Origin of the sequence: Bartonella vinsonii subsp. berkhoffii ATCC 51672 (assembly GCF_902825225.1) — a bacterium.
GTDB classification, from domain to species: Bacteria; Pseudomonadota; Alphaproteobacteria; order Rhizobiales; family Rhizobiaceae; genus Bartonella; species Bartonella berkhoffii.
In genome coordinates this window covers 58,025-79,633 of record NZ_CADEAK010000002.1, presented here as the reverse complement: position 1 = coordinate 79,633, position 21,609 = coordinate 58,025, and the positions used below count along the sequence as shown (strand labels likewise).

Annotated in this window: 26 protein-coding genes and 1 pseudogene; 13 read left to right on the top strand and 14 right to left on the bottom strand. The window is 39.2% G+C overall.

All coding sequences use genetic code 11. The features are described 5' to 3' along the window. Positions 1–7: 7 nt before the first annotated feature. The 3 genes from J7R10_RS09775 (at position 8) to J7R10_RS01310 (ending at position 1,648) form a co-directional block, all read left to right on the top strand. The gene (locus J7R10_RS09775) at positions 8–463 is read left to right on the top strand and encodes a hypothetical protein (RefSeq protein ID WP_244427527.1); all 456 of its coding nucleotides are present in this window, start codon (positions 8–10) and stop codon (positions 461–463) included. A 410-nt stretch (positions 464–873) separates the two neighbouring features. Then, positions 874–1,338, top strand: a complete 465-nt coding sequence (locus J7R10_RS09770) for a hypothetical protein (protein ID WP_026501452.1) — start codon at positions 874–876, stop codon at positions 1,336–1,338. Between the two features lie 112 nt (positions 1,339–1,450). Continuing rightward, positions 1,451–1,648, top strand: a complete 198-nt coding sequence (locus J7R10_RS01310) for a hypothetical protein (RefSeq protein ID WP_026501453.1) — start codon at positions 1,451–1,453, stop codon at positions 1,646–1,648. A 207-nt stretch (positions 1,649–1,855) separates the two neighbouring features. Here J7R10_RS01310 and J7R10_RS01305 read toward each other — a convergent pair whose 3' ends face one another. From J7R10_RS01305 to J7R10_RS01250, 12 genes and pseudogenes are all read right to left on the bottom strand, one after another. After that, positions 1,856–2,647: an inositol monophosphatase family protein gene (locus tag J7R10_RS01305; RefSeq protein ID WP_010705794.1), complete on the bottom strand. Its 792-nt coding sequence runs from the start codon at positions 2,645–2,647 to the stop codon at positions 1,856–1,858. Positions 2,648–2,662: 15 nt separating this feature from the next. After that, the gene (gene efp, locus J7R10_RS01300; RefSeq protein ID WP_010705793.1) at positions 2,663–3,235 is read right to left on the bottom strand and encodes an elongation factor P; all 573 of its coding nucleotides are present in this window, start codon (positions 3,233–3,235) and stop codon (positions 2,663–2,665) included. 1,080 nt (positions 3,236–4,315) lie between these two features. Next, entirely contained in the window at positions 4,316–4,714 is a 399-nt protein-coding gene (locus J7R10_RS01295) for a hypothetical protein (protein WP_010705792.1), read from the bottom strand. Between the two features lie 138 nt (positions 4,715–4,852). Beyond that, complete coding sequence (locus J7R10_RS01290) at positions 4,853–5,029, bottom strand: hypothetical protein (RefSeq protein WP_155806780.1); 177 nt, start codon at positions 5,027–5,029, stop codon at positions 4,853–4,855. A gap of 318 nt (positions 5,030–5,347) precedes the next feature. Beyond that, positions 5,348–5,715: pseudogene (locus J7R10_RS01285) on the bottom strand (helix-turn-helix domain-containing protein). Positions 5,716–5,891: 176 nt separating this feature from the next. Further along, positions 5,892–6,944, bottom strand: coding sequence for a tetratricopeptide repeat protein (locus J7R10_RS01280; protein WP_010705790.1), 1,053 nt, complete (start codon positions 6,942–6,944; stop codon positions 5,892–5,894). A gap of 145 nt (positions 6,945–7,089) precedes the next feature. Next, positions 7,090–7,446 (bottom strand): helix-turn-helix domain-containing protein, encoded by a 357-nt coding sequence (locus J7R10_RS01275; RefSeq protein WP_010705789.1) that lies wholly within the window; start codon positions 7,444–7,446, stop codon positions 7,090–7,092. A gap of 319 nt (positions 7,447–7,765) precedes the next feature. Beyond that, positions 7,766–7,888: a type II toxin-antitoxin system RelE/ParE family toxin gene (locus J7R10_RS10310; RefSeq protein WP_210160690.1), complete on the bottom strand. Its 123-nt coding sequence runs from the start codon at positions 7,886–7,888 to the stop codon at positions 7,766–7,768. Beyond that, positions 7,882–8,055, bottom strand: coding sequence for a type II toxin-antitoxin system RelE/ParE family toxin (locus J7R10_RS01265; protein ID WP_208436374.1), 174 nt, complete (start codon positions 8,053–8,055; stop codon positions 7,882–7,884). Before J7R10_RS01265 ends, J7R10_RS10310 begins: the two co-directional genes overlap by 7 nt. Then, positions 8,055–8,246 carry a type II toxin-antitoxin system RelB family antitoxin gene (gene relB, locus J7R10_RS01260; RefSeq protein ID WP_010705788.1) on the bottom strand — a complete coding sequence of 64 codons (192 nt, stop codon included), beginning with the start codon at positions 8,244–8,246 and terminating at the stop codon, positions 8,055–8,057. The genes J7R10_RS01265 and relB overlap by 1 nt, the downstream gene beginning before the upstream one ends. 342 nt (positions 8,247–8,588) lie before the next feature. Continuing rightward, complete coding sequence (locus J7R10_RS01255) at positions 8,589–8,903, bottom strand: hypothetical protein (RefSeq protein WP_010705787.1); 315 nt, start codon at positions 8,901–8,903, stop codon at positions 8,589–8,591. Positions 8,904–9,723: 820 nt separating this feature from the next. After that, positions 9,724–10,434 carry a thiamine phosphate synthase gene (locus tag J7R10_RS01250; RefSeq protein ID WP_010705786.1) on the bottom strand — a complete coding sequence of 237 codons (711 nt, stop codon included), beginning with the start codon at positions 10,432–10,434 and terminating at the stop codon, positions 9,724–9,726. A gap of 112 nt (positions 10,435–10,546) precedes the next feature. Here J7R10_RS01250 and J7R10_RS01245 point away from each other — a divergent pair, with 112 nt between their 5' ends. Together J7R10_RS01245 and J7R10_RS01240 are read left to right on the top strand one after the other, a co-directional pair. Further along, positions 10,547–11,692 carry an OpgC family protein gene (locus tag J7R10_RS01245; protein WP_010705785.1) on the top strand — a complete coding sequence of 382 codons (1,146 nt, stop codon included), beginning with the start codon at positions 10,547–10,549 and terminating at the stop codon, positions 11,690–11,692. Positions 11,693–11,857: 165 nt separating this feature from the next. Further along, the gene (locus tag J7R10_RS01240; RefSeq protein WP_010705784.1) at positions 11,858–12,376 is read left to right on the top strand and encodes a DUF1465 family protein; all 519 of its coding nucleotides are present in this window, start codon (positions 11,858–11,860) and stop codon (positions 12,374–12,376) included. Positions 12,377–12,483: 107 nt separating this feature from the next. On the opposite strand, the gene J7R10_RS01235 is transcribed toward J7R10_RS01240, so the two are convergent. Beyond that, positions 12,484–12,843, bottom strand: a complete 360-nt coding sequence (locus tag J7R10_RS01235; RefSeq protein WP_010705783.1) for a helix-turn-helix domain-containing protein — start codon at positions 12,841–12,843, stop codon at positions 12,484–12,486. Positions 12,844–13,410: 567 nt separating this feature from the next. Between J7R10_RS01235 and ruvC the strand changes: the two genes are divergently transcribed. The 8 genes from ruvC (at position 13,411) to tolB (ending at position 20,350) form a co-directional block, all read left to right on the top strand. After that, the gene (gene ruvC / locus J7R10_RS01230) at positions 13,411–13,920 is read left to right on the top strand and encodes a crossover junction endodeoxyribonuclease RuvC (protein ID WP_010705782.1); all 510 of its coding nucleotides are present in this window, start codon (positions 13,411–13,413) and stop codon (positions 13,918–13,920) included. Further along, the gene (gene ruvA, locus J7R10_RS01225; RefSeq protein WP_010705781.1) at positions 13,917–14,534 is read left to right on the top strand and encodes a Holliday junction branch migration protein RuvA; all 618 of its coding nucleotides are present in this window, start codon (positions 13,917–13,919) and stop codon (positions 14,532–14,534) included. Before ruvC ends, ruvA begins: the two co-directional genes overlap by 4 nt. Before the next feature lie 13 nt (positions 14,535–14,547). After that, the gene (gene ruvB, locus J7R10_RS01220; RefSeq protein WP_010705780.1) at positions 14,548–15,639 is read left to right on the top strand and encodes a Holliday junction branch migration DNA helicase RuvB; all 1,092 of its coding nucleotides are present in this window, start codon (positions 14,548–14,550) and stop codon (positions 15,637–15,639) included. Between the two features lie 217 nt (positions 15,640–15,856). After that, entirely contained in the window at positions 15,857–16,291 is a 435-nt protein-coding gene (ybgC, locus tag J7R10_RS01215) for a tol-pal system-associated acyl-CoA thioesterase (protein WP_010705779.1), read from the top strand. Between the two features lie 139 nt (positions 16,292–16,430). Continuing rightward, on the top strand, positions 16,431–17,144 hold the full coding sequence (gene tolQ / locus J7R10_RS01210) for a protein TolQ (protein ID WP_026501456.1): 714 nt from the start codon (positions 16,431–16,433) through the stop codon (positions 17,142–17,144). Between the two features lie 12 nt (positions 17,145–17,156). Then, on the top strand, positions 17,157–17,606 hold the full coding sequence (gene tolR / locus J7R10_RS01205; protein WP_010705777.1) for a protein TolR: 450 nt from the start codon (positions 17,157–17,159) through the stop codon (positions 17,604–17,606). Between the two features lie 88 nt (positions 17,607–17,694). Beyond that, on the top strand, positions 17,695–18,984 hold the full coding sequence (locus J7R10_RS01200) for a cell envelope integrity/translocation protein TolA (RefSeq protein ID WP_010705776.1): 1,290 nt from the start codon (positions 17,695–17,697) through the stop codon (positions 18,982–18,984). A 40-nt stretch (positions 18,985–19,024) separates the two neighbouring features. Continuing rightward, a complete protein-coding gene (gene tolB / locus J7R10_RS01195) occupies positions 19,025–20,350 on the top strand; it encodes a Tol-Pal system beta propeller repeat protein TolB (protein ID WP_010705775.1) in 1,326 nt (441 codons plus the stop codon). A gap of 406 nt (positions 20,351–20,756) precedes the next feature. Here tolB and J7R10_RS01190 read toward each other — a convergent pair whose 3' ends face one another. Then, positions 20,757–21,503, bottom strand: a complete 747-nt coding sequence (locus tag J7R10_RS01190) for a YebC/PmpR family DNA-binding transcriptional regulator (protein WP_010705774.1) — start codon at positions 21,501–21,503, stop codon at positions 20,757–20,759. Positions 21,504–21,609: the final 106 nt, after the last annotated feature.

The window sequence follows — 21,609 nt, the reverse complement described above, 5'->3', positions numbered from 1 at the left end:
GAAGGGCGTGGAAAAAAGTTGGAATGCAGGGTTCGGAGATACGATTTTATTTATCATCATTATCGGTGCGTTTTGGTACTTTGAATTCTCAATGAAAATTTTGTTAAGTGTGGCGGTTATAGCGTGTTGTGTGGAAAGTTTACTGCTGGCATTCGCAAATAGACATAAAAAGCAATTAATTGAGGCACTTGAGCAATTGATGCAATCTAAGGCACTCAAAAATCGCGAGTGTGAGATATATAAAGATATTATTGCACAATGGGAGAAAAAACTTTTTGAACAAACCCGAAAAATACCAAGAGAATGGATTGAACAATGGGATGAGGGAGTAAAACAGTGGAAAAGAGGTGTACTCAAGATAAAGAATCTTGGACATATTTCTGAAGCTAGTGGACAGCGACATCCCATGATAAAAGATATTTGTGCACAAGGATATGCAGATGCATTTTTTCTTTATGAGTAGGCGCTGAAAGCAAAGCTCACTGGTGAGCACATTGAAAGATTCAACGAATTAATGACGCGCCCAATTTTTAAGACCACTTATCGTAAAGTTGTGGGATTGATGAAAAAGAATGGGATAATTGTTAAAAGATTTATAGATCCGCTTACGAAAAAAAACAACACAAACCTACGATGTTGTTGCTTCATTGGTGGTTATATATGGTTGATGATATGATTATGGCGCTGTACGAACAGCAATAAAAAGATAAGGCTTCAGGGCACTATCGTGATTTAGCATCCTTAGAAATCTACTTTGAAGATATAACTAAATATACAGAATATGAAACGCTAAAAGAGATAATAGGAGGATTTGGTTCTATGCCTAGTAGTTGTGAGGTACTATGCATTTGTAAAAGAGAGCTTTTATGATTATTGTATGATATTTCCAACGATTATAAAGCGGCAAGAGAAACTTTTATTTACTATAAAAGGCTTATTGATGCAATGAAAGAAGGCTATATTGCCTTTGACTTTGATTGTTGTTATTGGACAGTTGAGTACAAACTCAATGAGTATAAAAAGAGAGATAAAGAGGATAAAAAAGGTTTGTGCTTTGATCAGGAGTCTCCAACATTTGAAGAAGCTTATAAATTGGGAGTTATAGAATGGATGAAGGTAGCAAATAAGGAATGTTATGATCGGTTAAGCTTTTGGGAGAGTCTTGTAGGAATAGAAAAGCTAAAAATTATTTTTGGTGATGAAAAGGTGGAGGCACTGAAAGAAACTATCAAAAAAGAACAAGAACAGTTTGCGAGTAAAATAGAAGCAGCGATTCTTAGCGATCAATATTTTCGTTGTCACGAATCTCGTTCCTATTTGATAAAGTATTTTCAATGATTATAATGTGTGGAATGATCGTAGAAATCCAGTAATTTATTGGAGTTTCTCGCGTGTTTTGGTGAAAAATATTGAGGAATGTTGAGAGTAAAACGCAAGGGGGGGCTTTAAGATGTGCGTGGGGGATGGTTTTTTGATGGTGTTGCAGAAAGATGAGAGAAAGGTAGCGGGCTTGGTTGCTTCAATCATAGCTTTAGCAAAATTGGGGGCTTTTAAAAGGATTGCAAATCTGGTGTGCCAGACTGTTTGGATTGAAATGGGGGGGAAATATTATTATGGACAGTATAGGATAGAGGGGGCGAATATCTGAGAGAGAAATGCCTTGTTGAGGTGTTTTTTTTCCCGTTTCATGGGAATGTATTTATTATCTGTGATGATATTTTTTGCGAAATAGAGTGTTTTTGCCTGCTTTATCCGTTTCAAAATCACTAGCTTTGCGAACTAGCAATATGCTGGTTTAGAAAGTGGAGAGTGATGTTCTCAAATATTGCCTTTAGGGAGACTTTTCTTTTGAGGCTTAAATGCCTTTTTTGAGGGCTTCTTCCAATTTGAGGCGAATGCGTTCATTGCCCGCGATGATATTTTTTTTGCGAAAGATAGCGTCACCTCCGTCTTTATCGGTAACAAAACCACCTGCTTCGCGAACCAATAATATTCCAGCAGCCATATCCCAAATTTGCAAATTGTTTTCCCAAAATCCATCTGTTCTACCAGCAGCGACATACGCTAAATCAAGAGCAGAAGCGCCAAAACGGCGAAGTCCAGAAACTTCCGCCATTACATTGCGCAATTCAATAAGATATGCTCCATGATTTGAGCGTCCAAAATGGGGCATGCCCGTTGCAATGACACAATCTTCTAATCGGCGGCGTGCGGAAACACGACAGCGCCGGTCATTAAAAAAAGCACCACCACCGCGTTCAGCGGTAAAGAGTTCATCACTCACGGGATTATAAATGACAGAAGCAACAATTTTCCCCTGACTTTCTAAGGCAATGGAAACAGCAAAAAAAGGAATGCCATGAAGAAAATTTGTTGTGCCATCCAATGGATCAACAATAAAACGATGTTGTGAATCTTCTCCAATAATTTCTTCAGATTCTTCCATCAGAAAACCAAATTTGGGCCGTGCTTTGCTTAATTCATTGAAGATAATTTTTTCTGCTTTGCGATCTGCTTGGCTTACATAATCTGCTGGTCCTTTCAAAGACACTTGCAAATTTTGCACTTCACCGTAATCGCGCACCAGAGAGCGTCCAGCTTTCATTGCGGCTTGCACCATGACATTCATGATTGCAGAATGGGCCATCTGTTCTTCCTTTATTTATCCTTTTTCATTCGTACGACGCAAATAGATCAATTCGTTGGTGTCGACAATGATACGTTCACCGGCATTAATAAAAGGTGGTACAAGAATCCGCATACCATTTTCAAGGATGGCAGGCTTATAAGAGGATGTGACCGTTTGCCCTTTGATAGCAGGATCTGCTTCTGCAATCGTTACAGTGACTTGATCTGGAAGCGATATGCCAATGGGCTTTTCTTGATAAAGTTCAACGGTAACAGTCATCCCATCTTGGAGAAAAGCAGCGCGCTCACCAACAAAGTCTTTCTGCAATTCAAGTTGTTCATAGGATTGCGAATCCATAAAGACTAAAGCATCCCCTTGTTCATAAAGGAAAATAAAATCTTTTTGTTCAAGGCGCACGCGTTCAACTGTTTCAGCAGCACGAAAGCGTTCATTGAGTTTTGTACCATCAATCAAATTTTTCATTTCAACTTGATTAAAGGCACCACCTTTTCCTGGTTTTACAGCATTGCATTTCACAGCAACCCATAAGCTTCCTTGGTGCTCGATTACATTGCCAGGACGAATTTCATTGCCATTAATTTTCATCGTTTCTATCCAATTCCATTCTTGCAAAAAGAACTCTCTTGTTGTCTTTATGGCGCTTTTCTTTGCTGCCTTTAACAGTAAGCTCTTTTGTTATTTTCAGGCTCAAATCCCTTTGATTAGCTTTGCAGCTCTCTCATGGTCCTGTGTGCTCTTCATGGGCTTTCTCATGTTTTTGGCAAAGAGAAAAGCTTAAGTAAAAAGGACCTTTATGTATTTTTGCTTTTCAGTTCTTTGCAAGACCATAAAAAGTGCTCAGACGCAAGCTTTTTAAAAATTTGCACAAAATTTTTAGAATTTTTGGGGGAATTTATCCCGTTGTGTTGTAAAATATCATAATTGATGGCAATGATATAATTGATGAAGATGATATAAGTTCCGTAAAACCATGAGATGTTTTTATGAGAATATGTGATGAATATTTGAGGACGGAGTTTGTTATAGTGTCTCATGTGATAGAGCTTGGTGTGTACTATCGTATAATGTTAACTTGCATTTTAATCAGAGATCAGTGTTACAATGGCTCTTTGTTTCATCGAGGTTAGAACTCTAAAATCTTTTGAGCAGCAGGTATTCCTTATGCTTGATGTGATTTCATCAGGAGGTTATTGTTTTGTTAAGAGACCAGCATAAAAAAGACAAGCGGAACATTCAAAATATAGGCAATTTCTTTTAAGTGCCCTGCGCTGCCACGATTTAAGCTTTTTTCATCTGAAGTAATTTTTTTGCCAATGAACTTGTCAATGAAAATGTCGTTATGAGGATTTTACCAATATCCTAGAAAATGCTACAATAGAAAGCTATTCAGCTGCTTCAATCACAGATAAGCCAAGTTTTGCATCTACATCTTCACATAATAATTCGCTAGGGTGTGGAGCATTTTTCATTGTTTTTAGTACTCTTCTTTCCTTAAGTCTTAAAGCCGTAATTTACATTATTTTGTATTGTTACAATATATAATAAAATTTATCCGCTCTGGCTAAAATGAGGGTTTTTATTGAGGTGCAAATCTTTTTGCTTTTCGCAAGAACTTTTAAGTCTTGACGTTTAAAATATAGATAACGTTCACATTAAATAGCCGGTTCATCTAGGACGAGTACTTATATAAGCACGTGGCTCTCCGGCAACATTATACTGAAGAAGAGATACTATAGCTCTACTATTTAATCGTATTCTATAACTCAAATTTACGCCCATGTTTTTCTGCTTTTGAGGTTGATCTATATAGATTACATTATATCCATTTTGTCGCAACAGATTGATAAATAAAGGAGTAAAATTTTCTACTGTATCATTTTTCTTTATAAGAAGTGTGGTTGTAGCTGGTGGTAAAGATCTTTTTATATTGCCAATAAAATCGTTAGCGACTAATTTTGCCTGACGCTTCGTAAGATTTTGATCAACATAATTTGATGAATAACCTCCTAAAGATGCGCAACCCGCTACCAACACAACCGGTGGCAGTAATAAGTATTTTAACATCTTAATCCCCCTTACTCTTGCTAGGCTCTTCTGAGAAGTTTCTATTCCAGAAATAAGAGCAACTCTACTCATAACTACACTAACAACATATCGGGTTTCAATCAAGCGGTAATTAATCAATGAATAATAGCCACAGCTTTAATTTAAGGCTGCTTGAAATGTTTCTTGCGGTGTATAGTTTAATAAACTGCTGCTTTTTATGATTGCGATAAAAAGCAATTTTTGTGTTTGCATGTTAAGATCACGTCCTCCATCACCATTATAAAATGATGCTTTAGGCGCTGTTTCAGATCGACCAAATAAATTTTCAAGCATTGCTTTTTGAAGGCTACCTTTTTAAAATACGCATGAATGCTTATCCTGTTTATTGTAAAATACTATCGTTTGAGGTGTGGTACTATAAGGCATAAGACTTTGAACATGTGATGTTTTTATGAGAATGTGTGGTGAATATTTAAGGGGGAGCTTGGCTGGATAATTTTGTAAAATGCACCACATGAAATGGGAAGCTAAAAGAGTGCTGTTCTGAGAAGACGGATTGTTTACCAACTGGATAGGGAAGGGATTTTTGTCCTTTGAGGTGTGTGAGGCAAGTCAAGAACAGAGAGTGTAGCGCCTCCCTATATCATGATGTTAAAAGTTCTCATTCTGATCAGCGATGAGCTGTAGGATGGCTTTTTTTTTGACAGCATTTAAAACTCTAAAGCTTTTTAAAAGCAGATATTCTTGTTTGCTCGAGATGATTTCATCATGATGGTATGGAGGTTCTTGTTTTGTGAGGATATTCGCGTAAAAAAAGAAAGTGGGGTATCGAATCTCTCAGAAATTTCCTTCAAATGCTTAGTACTTACACGATTTAATCCTGTTTCATATTTTTGAATTTGTTGAGAGCTTACACCTAAATGGCGCCCTAATTCTTTCTGAAACATTTTCAACATTTTTTGCCTAAAACGAATTTTTTTGCCTATGAACATGTCGTTATAAAGATCTTGTGTTTGCATTTCCACGCCGGTTGCGAGCATCCTCTTATGCGTATTCTGGGAGCTTGAAAATACTGAATTCGAATCAGCTTTTTTGCTTTTAATGCTTAAAGCACCTGAACATAGCAAAAACTCTCGGAATTTCTATAAATTTTATCTCTTGGAAGTAAAAAAACAGCATTGTTCTTAGAGATTTCTTAAAAAATAGGAAGGAGCTTTATTGCTTCTTTTTGCGCTTTTTCCAATTGTGTCTTGTTCATCCCTTGGAGCATCATTTCAAGGTCAGGCGCTTCCATTTTCGCTTGCTTGGCAAGTATATACCACGCGGCAGCCGTGATGATATCGCCTTTTGTGCCTATTCCATCCCGATAAAGCCTTGCAAGAGAAATCTGTGCTGGAGGGATCATGTCATGCGCATTACTGAGAAGCAAACGGAAAGCACGTTGAAAATCGGTTTCTCCTCCACGCCCTTGCACAAGCCATTGTGCCAAAAGAATTTGCGCTCCAAAATGTTTGTTTTGCGCAGCAGCTTCCATGAGTTTGCGTGCATTACGGTCATCCTTTGGCCGTGTTAATGTGCCGGTGGCAAGTATTTTTGCGGCGGCAAAAGCAGCATTAGCATCACCAAGGGCAGCGCCTTTTAAGAACCATTTTAAAGCTTGTTCATTTGCTTCACTTTCACGGTTTTGTGAGGAAACACCAGGAAGAGCCTGCTTTTCACGAGAGGCTTTGTAGAGAAGCATTTGTCCATAATAAAAATAGGCTTCTTTTACACCAGCCTCTACGGCTTTTTGAATAAAATGTCCGCCAAGTTCTTGATTTTGTGCAATAAAATGACCATCAAATAACATAAGACCATAACGCAATTGCGCTTGTGGTTCCCCTTGTTTTGCGGCACGTCCATACCACAAAGCGGCGCGCGCGCCATCAATAGGAACAGCGCATCCTTCCATATAAATGCGCGCAAGAAGCGTTTGTGCAAAAGGATCATTTTGCTCCGCACGTCTTAATGCTTCACGAAAAGCTTTCAAATAATAGCCTTGGATGTAATAGTCATAGGCTTGATCATATTGTCCTGCTTGTAGGGGCTGGAACGGTTCTTTTGTCTCTGAAGATTCTTGGATGGTATTGAGGGAATGTTCAAGATTTGAGGATTCTTCGGTGAGGTTAGCAGAGCTTTCAACAATGGTTGCAAGCCAAACCACTATCAGGATGAAAAAGCTTCTTTTTATCGTGCTTTTTTTTATCATAGATGCTCTCTCCCCATTACGAGTGGGGATTTTGACATTTTTTCTTCGTCATTTCAAGCATGATCAAAGGATGGGCAAAAATGCTTTCTTCTATGGAATGCTTATGAGTGGAGAGGGGAGTGTTTTCCCATGCTTATTTGAAGTTTCACTTCTGATCAGAGATTAATTGTAAAATTGCTTTTTGTTTGACAGAATTCAGAACTCTAAAGCTTTTTAAAAGCAGGTATTCTTCTTCGCTCCAGATGATTTCATCATGATGGTATGGGGGCTGTTGTTTTGTGATGACCTCCACGTAAAAAAAGGAAAGTGGCACGTGGAAAATATTGGCAATTTCGTTCAAACGTCCAGCGCTTATATGATTTAATCCTGTTTCATATTTTTGAATTTGTTGCGCGCTTACCCTCAAGTGGTTCCCTAATTCTTTTTGAGACATTTTCAACATTCTTCGTTTAAAACGAATTTTTTGCCTAAAAATATCGTGAAAAAGATTTTTGGCTTGCATTTTATGCCCCCCACCGGTTGCGAGCGGCCTCGTATTGGTATTTCGGGAGTAACAAGTACTGAGCTCTAGTCAGTTTTTTGCTTTTAGTGCTTAGAGAACCTGGACATAGCAAAAACTCCGAGAATCCGGGGATACCCACAGAGTGGGTTCATTTTACGCTAGAGCTTAGGGGTTTTAGCTCCCTATTGGTTGTTGCGTATACGACCAAAATCACCTTTACAGTCATAAAGGAATTTCAGAAAATTCACAATGAAAATGAAAAAAGTTTCTGTAATTTATAGTTTCTTAAAACGGAGAGGTGATGTGTTTTGCAATTAAATCAACAGGAGAGTGGAAATTCACGGTGGGCGTGTGCTACGGTAACAATTTCAATTTTCCTTGCCGTTACTCGGTACAATATGAGATAGTTCGGATGCGCTATGATTTCTCGCAATCCTAGCACCCTCTCATTTTGGCGATACAGGTACGGATGTTCGGACAATGGTAGGATACAAGCTTCCGAAGTTTTTTCATTTGCCGCGCAGCAGCAGGCGGATTTTCCTGCGCAATGTAAGTTAAAATTTGAGGTAAATCATCGCGCGCCGAAGGCAACCAGACAACTGGTAGCATTAGAATTTCTTCTGTTCAGCTTCAAGCTGTTCTATGATAGTTTCCATTTCAGCCATAACTTCATCATGTGCAAGTGCAGGGTATGGATTTGCAAGGCTCATTGCTGCTTTTTCACGGAACCACGTAGTATAGCTGTTTTCCTGTTCAATGGTTTCAAACTCTGAGAAGAACGGAGAAAGGGTACTTTTCATGATAGTATTTCCTTTCCATTTTCCCCCATTTTAGATGCTATCATTATTATATATCCACACTCTGTTGTCCATAAATTTTTCAATACTCTTTTGGTTTAAACGATAACTTATTATATAAGTTGCTCTTTCACGGAAAGAGATTCAATATTCCCCGCTGGAATACTCCAATTCTTTCTCCATTTTTAAAATCGAAAAAATCTCTCTCATCTTTATATTCAGGAAGTTGTTTCAAACCCTCAGTGGGCGTTGTTTAAATTTAAACTAATGCATAAGGGAGTTGATCTTTATTAATAGTAAAACCAGAGTCTATTAATCGTTGAGTAAGTTTGGAAACTGTGTCTTTTACATGATTCTTGAAAGAAATGTACATAATTTCTGATCACTGAAACTAATTTCAAAATTAAAGCGATCTTTACAATTTTTTACAAAATCTTTTCTTGCCTGTAAACATTTTTTAAAATTAAGTTCTTTTTCTAAATTTTGTGCTTCTTTTATAAGTTTTAATCCTAACCTTGTAAAAACTTCATTAAATAAAGCTTGTCTATACAACGACAACGCTTTTAGATTTTGTTCAAGACTTCCCTTATTAATCACTATATTTGCATCTTGTATTTTAACTATACAAGCTTTATTTATATCGACATATTCTATGTGCATATTCTTTAGCTATCAAGGATGGAATAGTATTAGATGTATCATTTCTAAGAATGACAATATCTTCTTTATTAACTGTTTTTGAATACCCCACACCGCTACATTTGTATTCTTCTGATTCAGCATCTGTTTTTTGTGATTGAGCTTCACATGGTAAAAGTACGTAACCATGTGTTTCATTCTTTAAAGAGGCCTAACTTACCATCTATAAAAAGGTTTTTTTCTATGTAGAAAGGCATTCATTTAAAAAAATCACATTTCCAATCAAATCTACTAACAAATAAAGAAAAAATTTTATTATATTGAACTTGAAAATAGATAGGATCTTCTATTGCAGCAAATGCGTTGTTGGTTTGTATTTTATTCATTATGTCCCCCCTAGTTTTACAATATAGAAATTTTGACCTATATAATATTAATGCTGACTAATGTCATATAATTACTGATTTTTGACATTTACAATGTAAATTAATTAAATTTTTTATATTCAATACTCTATATCATTTATATTAAGTATAGTTCTAACTAAAAAATCTAATTTAATTTGAGGCAGTGTACTGTTTTTTGAAAGTATTTTGGTTTCTCCCTTATTTTTATCATTTTTAAGTAAAGGTAAGGGGTTATCGTATGCCAAAGTGATTTTTCCCCAGTAATGAACTCATATGTAGCTTTTAAGATTTTATCAAAGAGTGGAAAATCACTTCCTGCTTGAACAATGGCAGGGATTTTTATAGCCTTTGCTTATCACTGTGTTTACTGGATATTGCAGGGATGAGCGTGTGGGATTTTTATAAACGCTTTATTTATGTATGCTTCCTCCGCATCACAAGGGAAAATTTTTACATTTTTCTTTCATCATTTCAAGTATTATCAAGGGATTGTCATGGGTAAAAATGATTTCTTCGACAGCGATAAATTCACAAGCAGTTTTGAGCACTTCATCAAAACTTGCAAAATCACTTCCTGCTTGAACAATGGCAGGGATTTCCATCACTTCTGCCCACCATTGTCCTAACTGCACATTGCGCGGGTGTGCATGTGGTTTTTTATCAGCACCAAGTTTTCCAAACAGCAGATAGTCCACGCCGGCTTCTCCAGCAAGCATGGCACTATGGCGATTGCGCACATTTCCAAAACCTATGATTTTTTGCTCCTTTTTTTGATTTTCAAGGTTTGCAAGAGTGCTAAAATCACCCTCTACATGCAAGCCATCCGTTTTTATTCGTCTTGCAATGCGGCTGTCACCCGCAATGAGAAGAGCAATATCATTTCCTTGAATATCTTCTCCATAGATTTGAGCGCGTTTTTGTAGAAAAGCTTCATCATCTTGGGAATCATAGAGAATAACGCATGCAAAAGACTTTATTTGCAAACTTTGGGTTTGTGTGCTTTGGGTTTGCGAAGTTGGGGTTTTTAAGAGTTGGCGCAAAAGCTCAGGATCTAAAGACCGTCGAACATCTAATGTCAAAACCAATTGAGGATAAGATTCCGTTTGAGGATGTGATTCAAGCGGTTTATTTTTTTGTTTTGTCATGCAAAGTCCTTGATTTAAAAAATAAACTTGACTTTTAAAAATAAAATTTCATCATATAAGTGCGCTTTGCTAAAAGCGAATGATCTCTTTTGTTGCGTATGGAGGTCCGTTTATGAGTGTCCAAACCGTTGTTAAGCATAAAACACATCCTTCTTATCGTGATGCAGGCATTGATGTTTTTCGTTCTTTAGCCTTATTGACGATTTTCATCAACCATATTCCCGGAACCTTATACGAACATATCACACATAAAAACTTTGGTTTTTCTGATTCAGCAGAAGTTTTTGTTTTGCTTTCAGGTGTTTCGCTTGGATTAAGTTTTCATGCGCGCCTCTATCAGAAGTCGTTTGTTTTTATTGTCCGCAAACTTTGGCAAAGAGCTTTACAGCTTTATGGAGCTTACCTTTTTACAACTTTTGTAACGCTTAGCCTTTTTTTAGGAGCCTTTTTATTATGGCGTACAGAGCAACTTTTAATGATGAATAATGTGGGCCTCTTTTATACCCAACCTTTTGTTGCTTTTTTGAGCATCTTAAGTTTTGGGCATCAATTGGGATATAACAATATTCTTCCCCTTTATATTACTCTGATGTTTTTTGCACCTCTTCTCCTTTATTGGAGTTGTAAACAAAAAGGGTTGCTGCTTTTGGGGTCATTCATGCTCTATCTCCTCTGTGGAGTTTATGAGATTGCTCCACCTTCTTATCCTTTACCAGGACAGTGGTTTTTGAATCCTTTGTCTTGGCAATTTTTGTTTGTCATAGGCTTAATAAGCACTTTTTCTCTTAAACAAGGAAAAACTATCGTCTGTCAGCCTTTTTGGCTTGTGCTTGCTGTTGGCTATCTTTTGCTTTCGTTGTTATGGGTTCGCTTGAATTGGTGGGGTGTTATAGAGTGGTTTGGCTGGTCTTCTTCCCCTTTGATGAATTTTAATAAAACTTTTTTAAGCTTGCCGCGTCTGCTCCATGTGATTGCTTTAGCAACGCTGTTCCTCTGTTTGCCGCGCTTGAGTGCGTGCTTTCGTGTCTCACCACAACATCCCTTAGCAATCTTAGGAAAACATAGTTTACCAGTCTTTGTGACCGGAACAGTATTTGCTATGTTTGGACAAGTTTTAAAAACAGTGATGACAGGAACGTTTTTTTCCGATACTCTCCTTATTGTAAGTGGTATTATAGCGCAATTTGGGGTCGCTTATTATTGTGACAAACGTCGCTCTTTACAGCGGTTTTCTGCAAAGAAACCTATTAGCTTGTAGTCCTGCTCTTAAGATGCGTTAACCTTAGCTTAAGAAGCACATTGCGCAAGCGTTTTAAAAGAGGTACTCAGTAAAAAAACGATTTATTATAGAAAGTAAAGAAACTTTTTAATTCTCACTTCGTTGAGTATCATAGTCTTTGTGAGGATATTGGGAGTATAAAGCGTGAGTGCACCTAAACATTCCGATGATGAGCCCATCATCATGATTGAACATAGTGCGTTTGAAAATGCCTTTAATCGCCTCTATGAGGAGACGATGACTTTGATTGAAGAAACTGCAACCTATATCGACACCGAAGGAAAATTGGCTGCACGAACTCTTTCAGCAGAAATTTCTGCTCTTTATGCAAAAGAAGCTATGTTTCTCAGTACACGGCTGATGCAAATTGCTTCGCAACTCCTCCTTCTTCGCGCAGAGCGTGAAGGGGAAATGACACCAGAACAAATACAAAAAGAAATTGCAAAAGTATCACTTCATACACCAACACTGGAATTAGAAAGTGCGCATTGGCAAGAATTACCAGAAGTCTTCCGCAATTTTGTTGCACGTTCCCTTCGTCTCGAAGCGCGTATGCAATATATGCGCACCAATAAAGAAGACGGACTGCCTCATCTCTTAGAAGAGGAAAATCCCGTAGGAAGACAAATCGAATTTCTGAAAACAGCATTTCGGCGTTCTTAGAGAATTTTGTACCGCGTTTTTTGTCTTCCACATCACACCAAAATCCGCATCCATCAAAATTGGTGAGAAAAGCGGTAACATTTTTGCGTGTTGATCTTGCTTAGGTTTTACTTTTGATCAGAGATTAACTGTAAAATTGCTCTTTGTTTGAGAGAATTCAGAACTCTAAAGCTTTTTAAAAGCAGATATTCTTCTTTGTTCGAGACGATTTCATCATGATGGTATGGGGGCGGTTGTTTTGTGAGGATCTCCGCGTAAAAAAAGGAAAGTGGTACATTGAGAATATTGGCAATTTCGTTCAAACGTCCAGCGCTTATACGATTTAATCCTGTTTCATATTTTTGAATTTGTTGTGCGCTTATCCTCAAGTGGTTCCCTAATTCTTTCTGAGACATTTTCAACATTTTTCGCTTAAAACGAATTTTTTTGCCTATAAAAATGTCGTGAAAAAGGTTTTTGGCTTGCATTTCATGCCCCCCACCGGTTGCGAGCGCCCTCGCGTTGGTATTCCGGGAGCTTGAAAACACTGAACCTAACTCAGCTTTTTGCTTTTAGTGCTTATCGCACCTGGACATAGCAAAAACTCCCGGAATTCTGGGATACCCGCAAAGCGGACTCATTTAATGTTTAGGTTTCGGGTTTTCAAGTCCCTATAGGCCGTTGCGTATACGACCAAAATCACCTTTACAGTCATAAAGGAATTTCAAGGGATTTACAATAAAAATGAAAAAAGTTTCTGTAATTTACAGTTTTTCATGAGAGGTTCTGTCTTTAGCGCTACGCTTGGCTCAAGGCATTTCAATCTCTTTTCTTTCTTCCCTCTGTCTTATTGGTATGTTCCTTTGTTTACGTGTGGAGAAGGTTTATAGACTTAGAACTTATGACAGATAATGCCTCGTGAAGTCTGATGTCTCGCTTCATCGAGACGTGTCCATGAGGTTTACACATCGCTAAAGAAGGCGTATTTTTTCTCTTTTTTCTTTGTTTTAAGTGCATCTGTTCAAACATAGCAAAAGTGTATAGACTTCGAATTTATGGTAGAGACGATTCGTATTATAGGCATTGATCCCGGACTACGGCATACAGGATGGGGTGTCATCGATCTCTCCGGAAATCGCCTTCAATTCATTGCAGCAGGGACGGTTTCTTCTAACGTACGCTGTGACCTTGCTTCCAGACTCTGTCAGCTCTATAGGGGACTTTCAGAGATCGTGCATCAATTTATGCCCCATGAAGCGGCTGTGGAGCACGTGTTTGTTAATAAAGATGCTACGGCTACTTTAAAACTTGGTCAAGCGCGTGCTGTTGCTCTGCTTGTTCCAGCACAAGCAAATCTTCCCGTTTTTGAATATGCGCCAAATAAAGTAAAAAAATCAGTTATTGGTGTTGGTCATGGTGCTAAAGAACAAATTCATATGATGGTAAAAGTTTTGCTTCCTCGTGCTGAATTTGACAATAATGATGCGGCTGATGCACTTGCGCTTGCTCTTTGCCATAGCATGCACCGCAGCAGCATTTCTCATCGTTCAAGGATTACAGCATGATTGGTAAATTAAAAGGGACTCTTGAACATATCTTTGATGATCATATCCTTGTAAATGTTCACGGTGTGGGTTATGTGGTTTTTGTGTCAAATCGGCTGCGTCCTTCTTTACCCGCTCTTGGTGAGAGTATAAGTCTCTTTATTGAAACACATGTTCGTGAAGACGCTATTCGCCTTTTTGGTTTTGCTACAAGAGCAGAACAAGAGTGGTTTTGCTTGCTGCAAAATGTGCCTGGTGTGGGGGCTAAAGTTGCTTTGGCAATTTTGGGGACTTTATCAACAGATGAACTTGCACAAGCCATTGCATTAAACGATATTGCTATGATTAGTCGTGCTCCAGGCGTTGGTAAAAAAGTCAGTGAAAGAATTGTTGGTGAACTCAAAAGCAAAGCACTTCCCTTCAATGACAATGCTTTCCATACTGCTCCAATGCCTCAGATAGAAATGGCGCATCAACCAACCAACGAGGCGCTTTCTGCTTTGATCAATCTTGGTTTTGAACGTGATAAAGCAGCCCGTGCGCTTGCTTTAGCTATGAAGGATCTTGAAGGAGAAAACGTTTCCTCTGCTCTGCTTATTCGCCATAGCCTCAAATTGCTTTCTCCTTCCACTTGAGTAAAAGGTAACAATGCATAAAGATGAAGATCAACGCCTTTTGGGTGCCATGCCTCTCCCTAACGATCCAGATCGTTCTTTAAGACCACAAGTGCTTGATGACTTTATTGGTCAAGAAGCGGCACGGGCAAATTTGAAAATATTTATTGAAGCAGCAAAAGCACGCCAAGAAGCGCTCGACCATGTTTTGTTTGTTGGTCCCCCTGGATTGGGAAAAACAACGCTTTCACAGATTATGGCGAAAGAATTAGGGGTGAATTTTCGCTCTACTTCAGGACCAGTTATTGCTAAAGCAGGGGACTTGGCTGCCCTGTTGACCAATCTAGAAGAACGGGATGTTCTTTTTATTGATGAAATTCACCGTTTAAGTCCGGCAATTGAAGAAATTCTTTATCCAGCTATGGAAGATTATCAGCTGGATCTTATAATTGGTGAAGGTCCCGCAGCCCGTTCCGTAAAAATTGATCTTGCTAAATTTACCTTGGTGGCTGCAACCACGCGTTTGGGCTTGTTAACCACCCCATTACGAGACCGCTTTGGCATTCCAATCCGTCTCAATTTTTATACCATAGAGGAATTAGAATATATCGTTCAACGCAATGCGCGGCTTTTTTCGGTCCAGATAAGTAATGATGGCGCCCATGAAATTGCACGCCGTGCACGTGGTACGCCACGCATTGCGGGGAGGTTATTACGACGGGTTTGTGATTTTGCTCTGGTCAAAAGAGCAGAGAAAATTGACCGTAAAGTTGCCGATGAAGCCCTTTCGCGTCTTGAAGTTGATCACCTTGGGCTTGATCCCCTTGATCGTCGCTATTTGCTCCTCATTGCGGAAACTTTTTTAGGAGGCCCCGTGGGGATTGAAACAATTGCTGCTGCTCTTTCAGAACCGCGCGATGCCATTGAAGATATTATTGAACCCTATCTTCTTCAACAGGGCTTTATTCAGCGCACAGCTCGTGGGCGAATTCTTACAGAACAAGCTTGGAGCCATTTAGGACTTTGTGCTCCAGCTTCCACAACTGCAACACAAAAACGCACTTTGCTCGATATACAAGACACTTCATCTCTCCAAAAAACTTTATGGGATGAAGAAGATGACTGAAACATCTCTTAAGTGATAAATGTTTTTGAGAGATAAAAAGATACACTATTTGGGGGAGAATACTTATAAAGAATGCTTATAAAACAAGCGCAGGGCTGCTAGGCTATTCGGGATTTTATGCTTTTACTTCCACGATTTTAACACAAAAATGCGGTCAACTCCCCGTTGATAGAAGACAATTTACCCTTCCAAACAATTTTATGAGATGGAGCAGATGATGGAAACATCTTTTTTAAAAGATCATGAAAACCCGTTTCATGATTTTCAAGTGCGCGTTTATGTTGCTGATACAGATTTTTCTGGCGTGGTTTACCATGCACGCTATCTCGAATTTTTTGAACGGGGACGGTCAGAATTTTTACGGGATACAGGTTTTAATAACAAGATGTTAGCATCAGGTATTGAAGGTGAAAAACTGTTTTTTGTGGTCCGCCATATGGAAATCAATTTTTTACGATCAGCACAAATCGATCATCTTTTAACAGTCAAAACACGAATTAACCGCATTCAAGGAGCACGCTTTTTTATGGAACAATGTATTATGCGGGGAGATGTGATGTTGGTAACAGCAAAAGTTGAAATTGCCCTCATTAATGAGATAGGAAAACCACGTCGTTTACCTAAAGGGCTTTTTTCAACAATTCTTGTTTAAAATGGTTGCTGTTCAAAAAGGGGGATTGTATGGGCTCTTTAACCAAAGAGGGACTGAAATTTTTTTCTGAAATTTAGAAACTATAAAACAATCTGCTTTATTAAATTTTCATAAATGAACCTTTAAGGGGACAAAAATGATGCCACATATAGAACTAACGAATCCAGAAATGATGGGAATATTGCATTTGTTTATGCAAGCAAGTTGGATTGTTAAAGCTGTTATGATTGCACTGCTGCTCGCTTCTGTATGGAGTTGGGCAATTATTTTTGATAAAATCTTTACCTATCGGAGAATACGGCGTGAAATAAAACAATTTGAGCGCGTATTTTGGTCAGGTAAGGCGCTAGAAGATCTTTATGCAGAATGTAAAAGTCAATGCACCAATAGCATATCTGCGGTCTTTATGGCAGCAATGGTGGAATGGAAAAAATCCCTCGAAAAAGGAATTCATACATCGATAAGTCTACAAAGTAGAATTGATAAGGCTATGGATCTCACGCTGGGGCGTGAAAGTGCAAAAATAGAATCAAAATTAGGTTTTTTAGCGACATTGGGATCGGCGGGACCTTTTATTGGTCTTTTTGGAACAGTCATTGGAATTATGAGTTCCTTTCTTTCTATTTCTGCCTCTCAAAACACGTCATTGGCCATTGTTGCTCCAGGTATTGCCGAAGCACTTTTGGCTACCGCCATCGGTTTGTTTGCAGCAATTCCAGCGGTTATCGCCTATAACAAACTGGTCCATGAAAGTGCGCGGATTATTGCACAAATAGAAAATTTTGCTGATGAATTCTCAACCATTGTCTCACGGCGTATTGATGAAACCCTCACAGTGCATTCACCATTATAAGAGGAATACTCCATGGGAATTTCTGTTGCTTCTTCTTCAAAAAATACACGCAGGCGGCATTATTCGCATCGTCAATTGATGAGTGAGATCAATGTGACACCGTTTGTTGATGTCATGCTGGTGTTGTTGATTATTTTTATGGTCTCTGCTCCTCTTTTGGTCAACGGTGTTCCTCTTGATTTGCCGCGTAGTCAAGCTGGACCCGTGCAAACGCAAGATACCCCTCTCACGGTTTCCCTTGATGCGCAAGGGCGCTTCGCCATTAATCAAGACTATTACGAGACAGCGGAAGTTCTCATTGCACAACTTAAAGCCAAATTGGAGTCTGAGCCTGCACAAAAAAACAGGCGTCTTTTTGTACGTGCTGCTAAAACTGTTGAATATCAACAAGTGTTAAAACTGCTTGCCGATATTCAAAAAGCAGGTTTTTCACAAGTGGCTTTGGCTAGTTTGGCGCAATAAGCTGATGATGAACATGTCACATGTTGTCTTTAAAATACATCTTATCTGCAAAGAAACAGACAGTTTTTAAAAAACGCAAGGTATGGAGATGAACAAAGGCTCTTATCATAGCATGAAACGAAGCTTGACTTTATCCCTTGCAGGACATGTGGTTTTGCTTAGTTGGGCGGGGGGGCATTTCATCAGTCCTGTTTCCCTTCCACAGCAATTGGAGGCAATTCCGATTACTCTTGCTCCTTTAACGCAAGAGCTGTCTTCTCAAAAAGGAGCAGTGAATGCTCCTGTGCGTGAAATTCCAGCAGTGAAACCAACCACTAAACCACAAGAGAAAGAAGTTGCGCGTCATTTTGGAGAAGGGCTGCTCGATAGTCTCGCACCCTTTAGACAGGATGAAAAACCACGGCCTATTGAAGCAACACCTCCGCCATCAGGAGAAAAGAATCCGTTGGAAAAGCCTTTACCAGAATTTACAGAGCAAGAAATATCACAAGAAAATACACAAACGCCTCCAAAAATAGAAGTGCCTTTGGAGACGCCTCAAGAGGATGCTCAGAAGTTAAAGCCAGAGGCACCTTTGGAGATGCCTCAAGAGGATGCTCAGAAGTTAAAGCCAGAGGCACCTTTGGAGATGCCTCAAGAGGGTGCTCAGAAGTTAAAGCCAGAGGCACCTTTGGAGATGCCTCAAGAGGATGCTCAGAAGTTAAAGCCAGAGGCACCTTTAGAAACATCTGAAAATAAAGAGAAAACATTGCCACAAGAGCCGGCTCCAACGATATCCAAAACATCTATAAAACCAGCCCCCCAGCAAATTTCCCCCATAACGTTGCCAGATAATTTTCCTCTTCCACAATCCAAACCAAAATCACCCAAACAATCCACATCTCAAAGTGCACAAGAAATAAAAAAACAAAACCAGCAAATAAAAGACCAAACAATTGAAGATATTTTGGCAAGTGAGGAAAATAATCTGCTGAATCGTGCACGCACGCAAAGAGGGGGGGCAAAACGCTCTAGATCACCAGAAGCTTTGGGAGCAAGAAAAAATATGGGTGACACCACAAAAATGGCACAAACATTGGTCAGTATTGCTGGGGGGTGCATTCAACAGAAGCTTAAACTTGTAGCGCTTGGAGGTGATTTAAAAAACCGTCCGGTTGTGCGTTTGCGGTTTTACCTAAACCGTCAAGGAATGGTTATGGGAGATCCTATTATTGATCCTTTAAGCGGTGCTGAGAGCCAGCAAGCCATTATGATAAGACAGGTGTATGCAGCTGTTTTTTCATGTCAACCTTATGCTGATCTTCCACGTGATCAATATGATTTGTGGGGGCAAGGTTTCGATTTTAATGTTGATCCCCTTCAAGAAATAACGCGATGAAATACAGATATGTTTTGTTCTTAATGAAAGGATACATTCCATGATAACTATAACGAGACATAATTTTTTTTCTTGGCTTATCGTCACGTGTTGTTTGTGGTTTTCGAGTTTTTCACCGGTTCATGCACAACTGAAAGGCACTATTTCTAGTGCTGACTTTAATCCTATTCCTATTGCTATCACGGATTTTATTTCAAATGATTCGATAGGGTTGAAAATAGCAGCTGTGGTGAAAGATGATCTTGAACGATCAGGACTTTTTTTATCGCTTGATAAGGCGTCTTTTTTTAAAAAAATTACTAATCCCAACAGGCAACCGCGTTTTACGTATTGGAAAAAAATAAAAGCGCAGGGGTTGGTCACCGGACAAGTGATAAGGGAAGTTGATGGCCGGTTGAGAGTTGAGTTTCGTTTATGGGATGTTTTTGGACAACGACAACTCAAAGGACGGCGTTTTTATACTGCTATAGAACATTGGCGGCGTGTTGCACATATGATTGCCGATGAGATTTATAGTGAGATGACAGGTGAAAGCGGTTATTTTGATACGCGAATTGTTTTTATAGATGAAACGGGTCCCCAAAATGCACGTATTAAACGCTTAGCGATTATGGATCAAGATGGAGCAAATTTTGTCTATATTTCTGATGGGAGTGAGTTGGTTCTCACACCGCGCTTTTCACCCAAACGACAAGAAATTACCTATATGGCTTATCCACATAATCAAGTGCCCCATGTTTATCTTCAACAAATTGAAAGGGGGCAAAGAGAGTTGATAGGAACCTTTGACAATATGACAATTGCTCCACGTTTTTCTTCTGATGGACAAAAAGTGATTATGAGTTTGTTGCAAAATGATGGGAGTGCAAATCTTTATACTATGGATTTACGTACCCGTACAATGACGCGGCTTACAATAACTTCGGCTATTGATACATCAGCCTCTTATTCACCCGATGGGACACAAATCGTCTTTTCATCTGATCGTAGCGGAAAGCCACAAATCTATACAATGAATGCGGATGGGAGCAATGTTCAGCGTATTTCCTCAAATGAAGGGAGCTATTCTACGCCCATTTGGTCACCACGGGGTGATTATATCGCCTTTACAAAACAGTCAGAGGGACAATTTTCCATTGGTGTTATGCGCCCTGATGGACAAGGAGAACGGATTTTAACGACAGGGTTTCACAATGAGGGACCAACTTGGGCTCCTAATGGGCGTGTGTTGATGTTCTTTCGCAAAAATCCGGGCATGGGTCCCAAGCTTTATACCATTGACATTACTGGACGCAATGAACGCCAAGTCGATACGCCCAATGATGCTTCTGATCCAGCATGGTCGCCATTGCTTAATATGCAATAACAATAAAAGGAGCCGTTGAAGAAAAAACAATGCGAAAGTCTATGCAATAATCATCTTTAAAGCTGAAGAATGGTGATTTGTTGCATTTATTAAGTGGTTGATCTGAAGTCATTGTAAGCTTTACACTTCATTTGCTGTGGTTTGATGGTGGTGGAGCTTCGTGGGGAAAATGCTTTCAGATAAAGAGGCTCTTGAAAAAATTGATAGAAGTTTTTGTATTTTTTTAAAGTTTTTTTTTGAGTCTGTATAAGAGTACCCCACTCTTGAAGCGGGGCTTTGTTTATGTTGCAGCAACAATGAAGGGCCAATGACAGTGTTGTAAGCAGTGTAGAATGTTTTCTGCACAAGAGCGCGCGCAATCATTGTTGCATACGGGATGATTGCATGGAGGATCATTGTCGAGGGATTAACCAGAGAGTTTTGCTAAAATCTCTTCGCTGACGTCAAAATTAGCATAAACATTTTGTACGTCATCATCTTCTTCTAATGTCGAAATAAGACGTAAAACGGATAAAGCTTTTTCTTCATCTATTGGCGCAAGGGTGGAGGCTTTCCAAATGGTTTTGATCGATTCTGCTTCACCAAGTTTTGCTTCAAGCATTTTAGAAACTTCGCCAATATCTTCAAAGGCACAAGTAATATGGTGTCCTGTTTCTTCTAATTGCACATCTTCTGCACCAGCTTCTATTGCGGCATCCATGATGCTGTCTGCTGTTCCTGCTTCGGGCTTATAGATGATTTCACCAATTCGCTGAAACATGAAGCTTACAGAACCTGTTTCTCCTAAGGCTCCGCCTGATTTCGTGAAGGCCGCGCGCACGTTTGAAGCGGTGCGGTTGCGGTTATCAGTTAAAGCTTCGACAATGACGGCAACACCCCCTGGACCATATCCTTCGTAGCGCACTTCATCATAGTGTTCCACATCATTGCCTGAAGCTTTTTTAATAGCGCGCTCAATGTTGTCTTTCGGCATCGACTGGGCCTTGGCATTCTGAACGGCAAGCCTTAAACGCGGGTTCATGGCTGGATCAGGTGCCCCTTGTTTGGCTGCAACTGTAATTTCGCGTGCAAGTTTAGAAAAAATTTTCGAGCGCATCGCATCTTGACGCCCCTTACGGTGCATAATATTTTTAAATTGTGAATGGCCTGCCATAGTTTTCTTTCCAGTTTAAAGGCGTGTCTTCCTGTTGGGTTTCTCCTGATTTAAGGTGATCAAAGACTTCTTTTCTCAGAATAAATATGCCGCAACAGAGGGTATA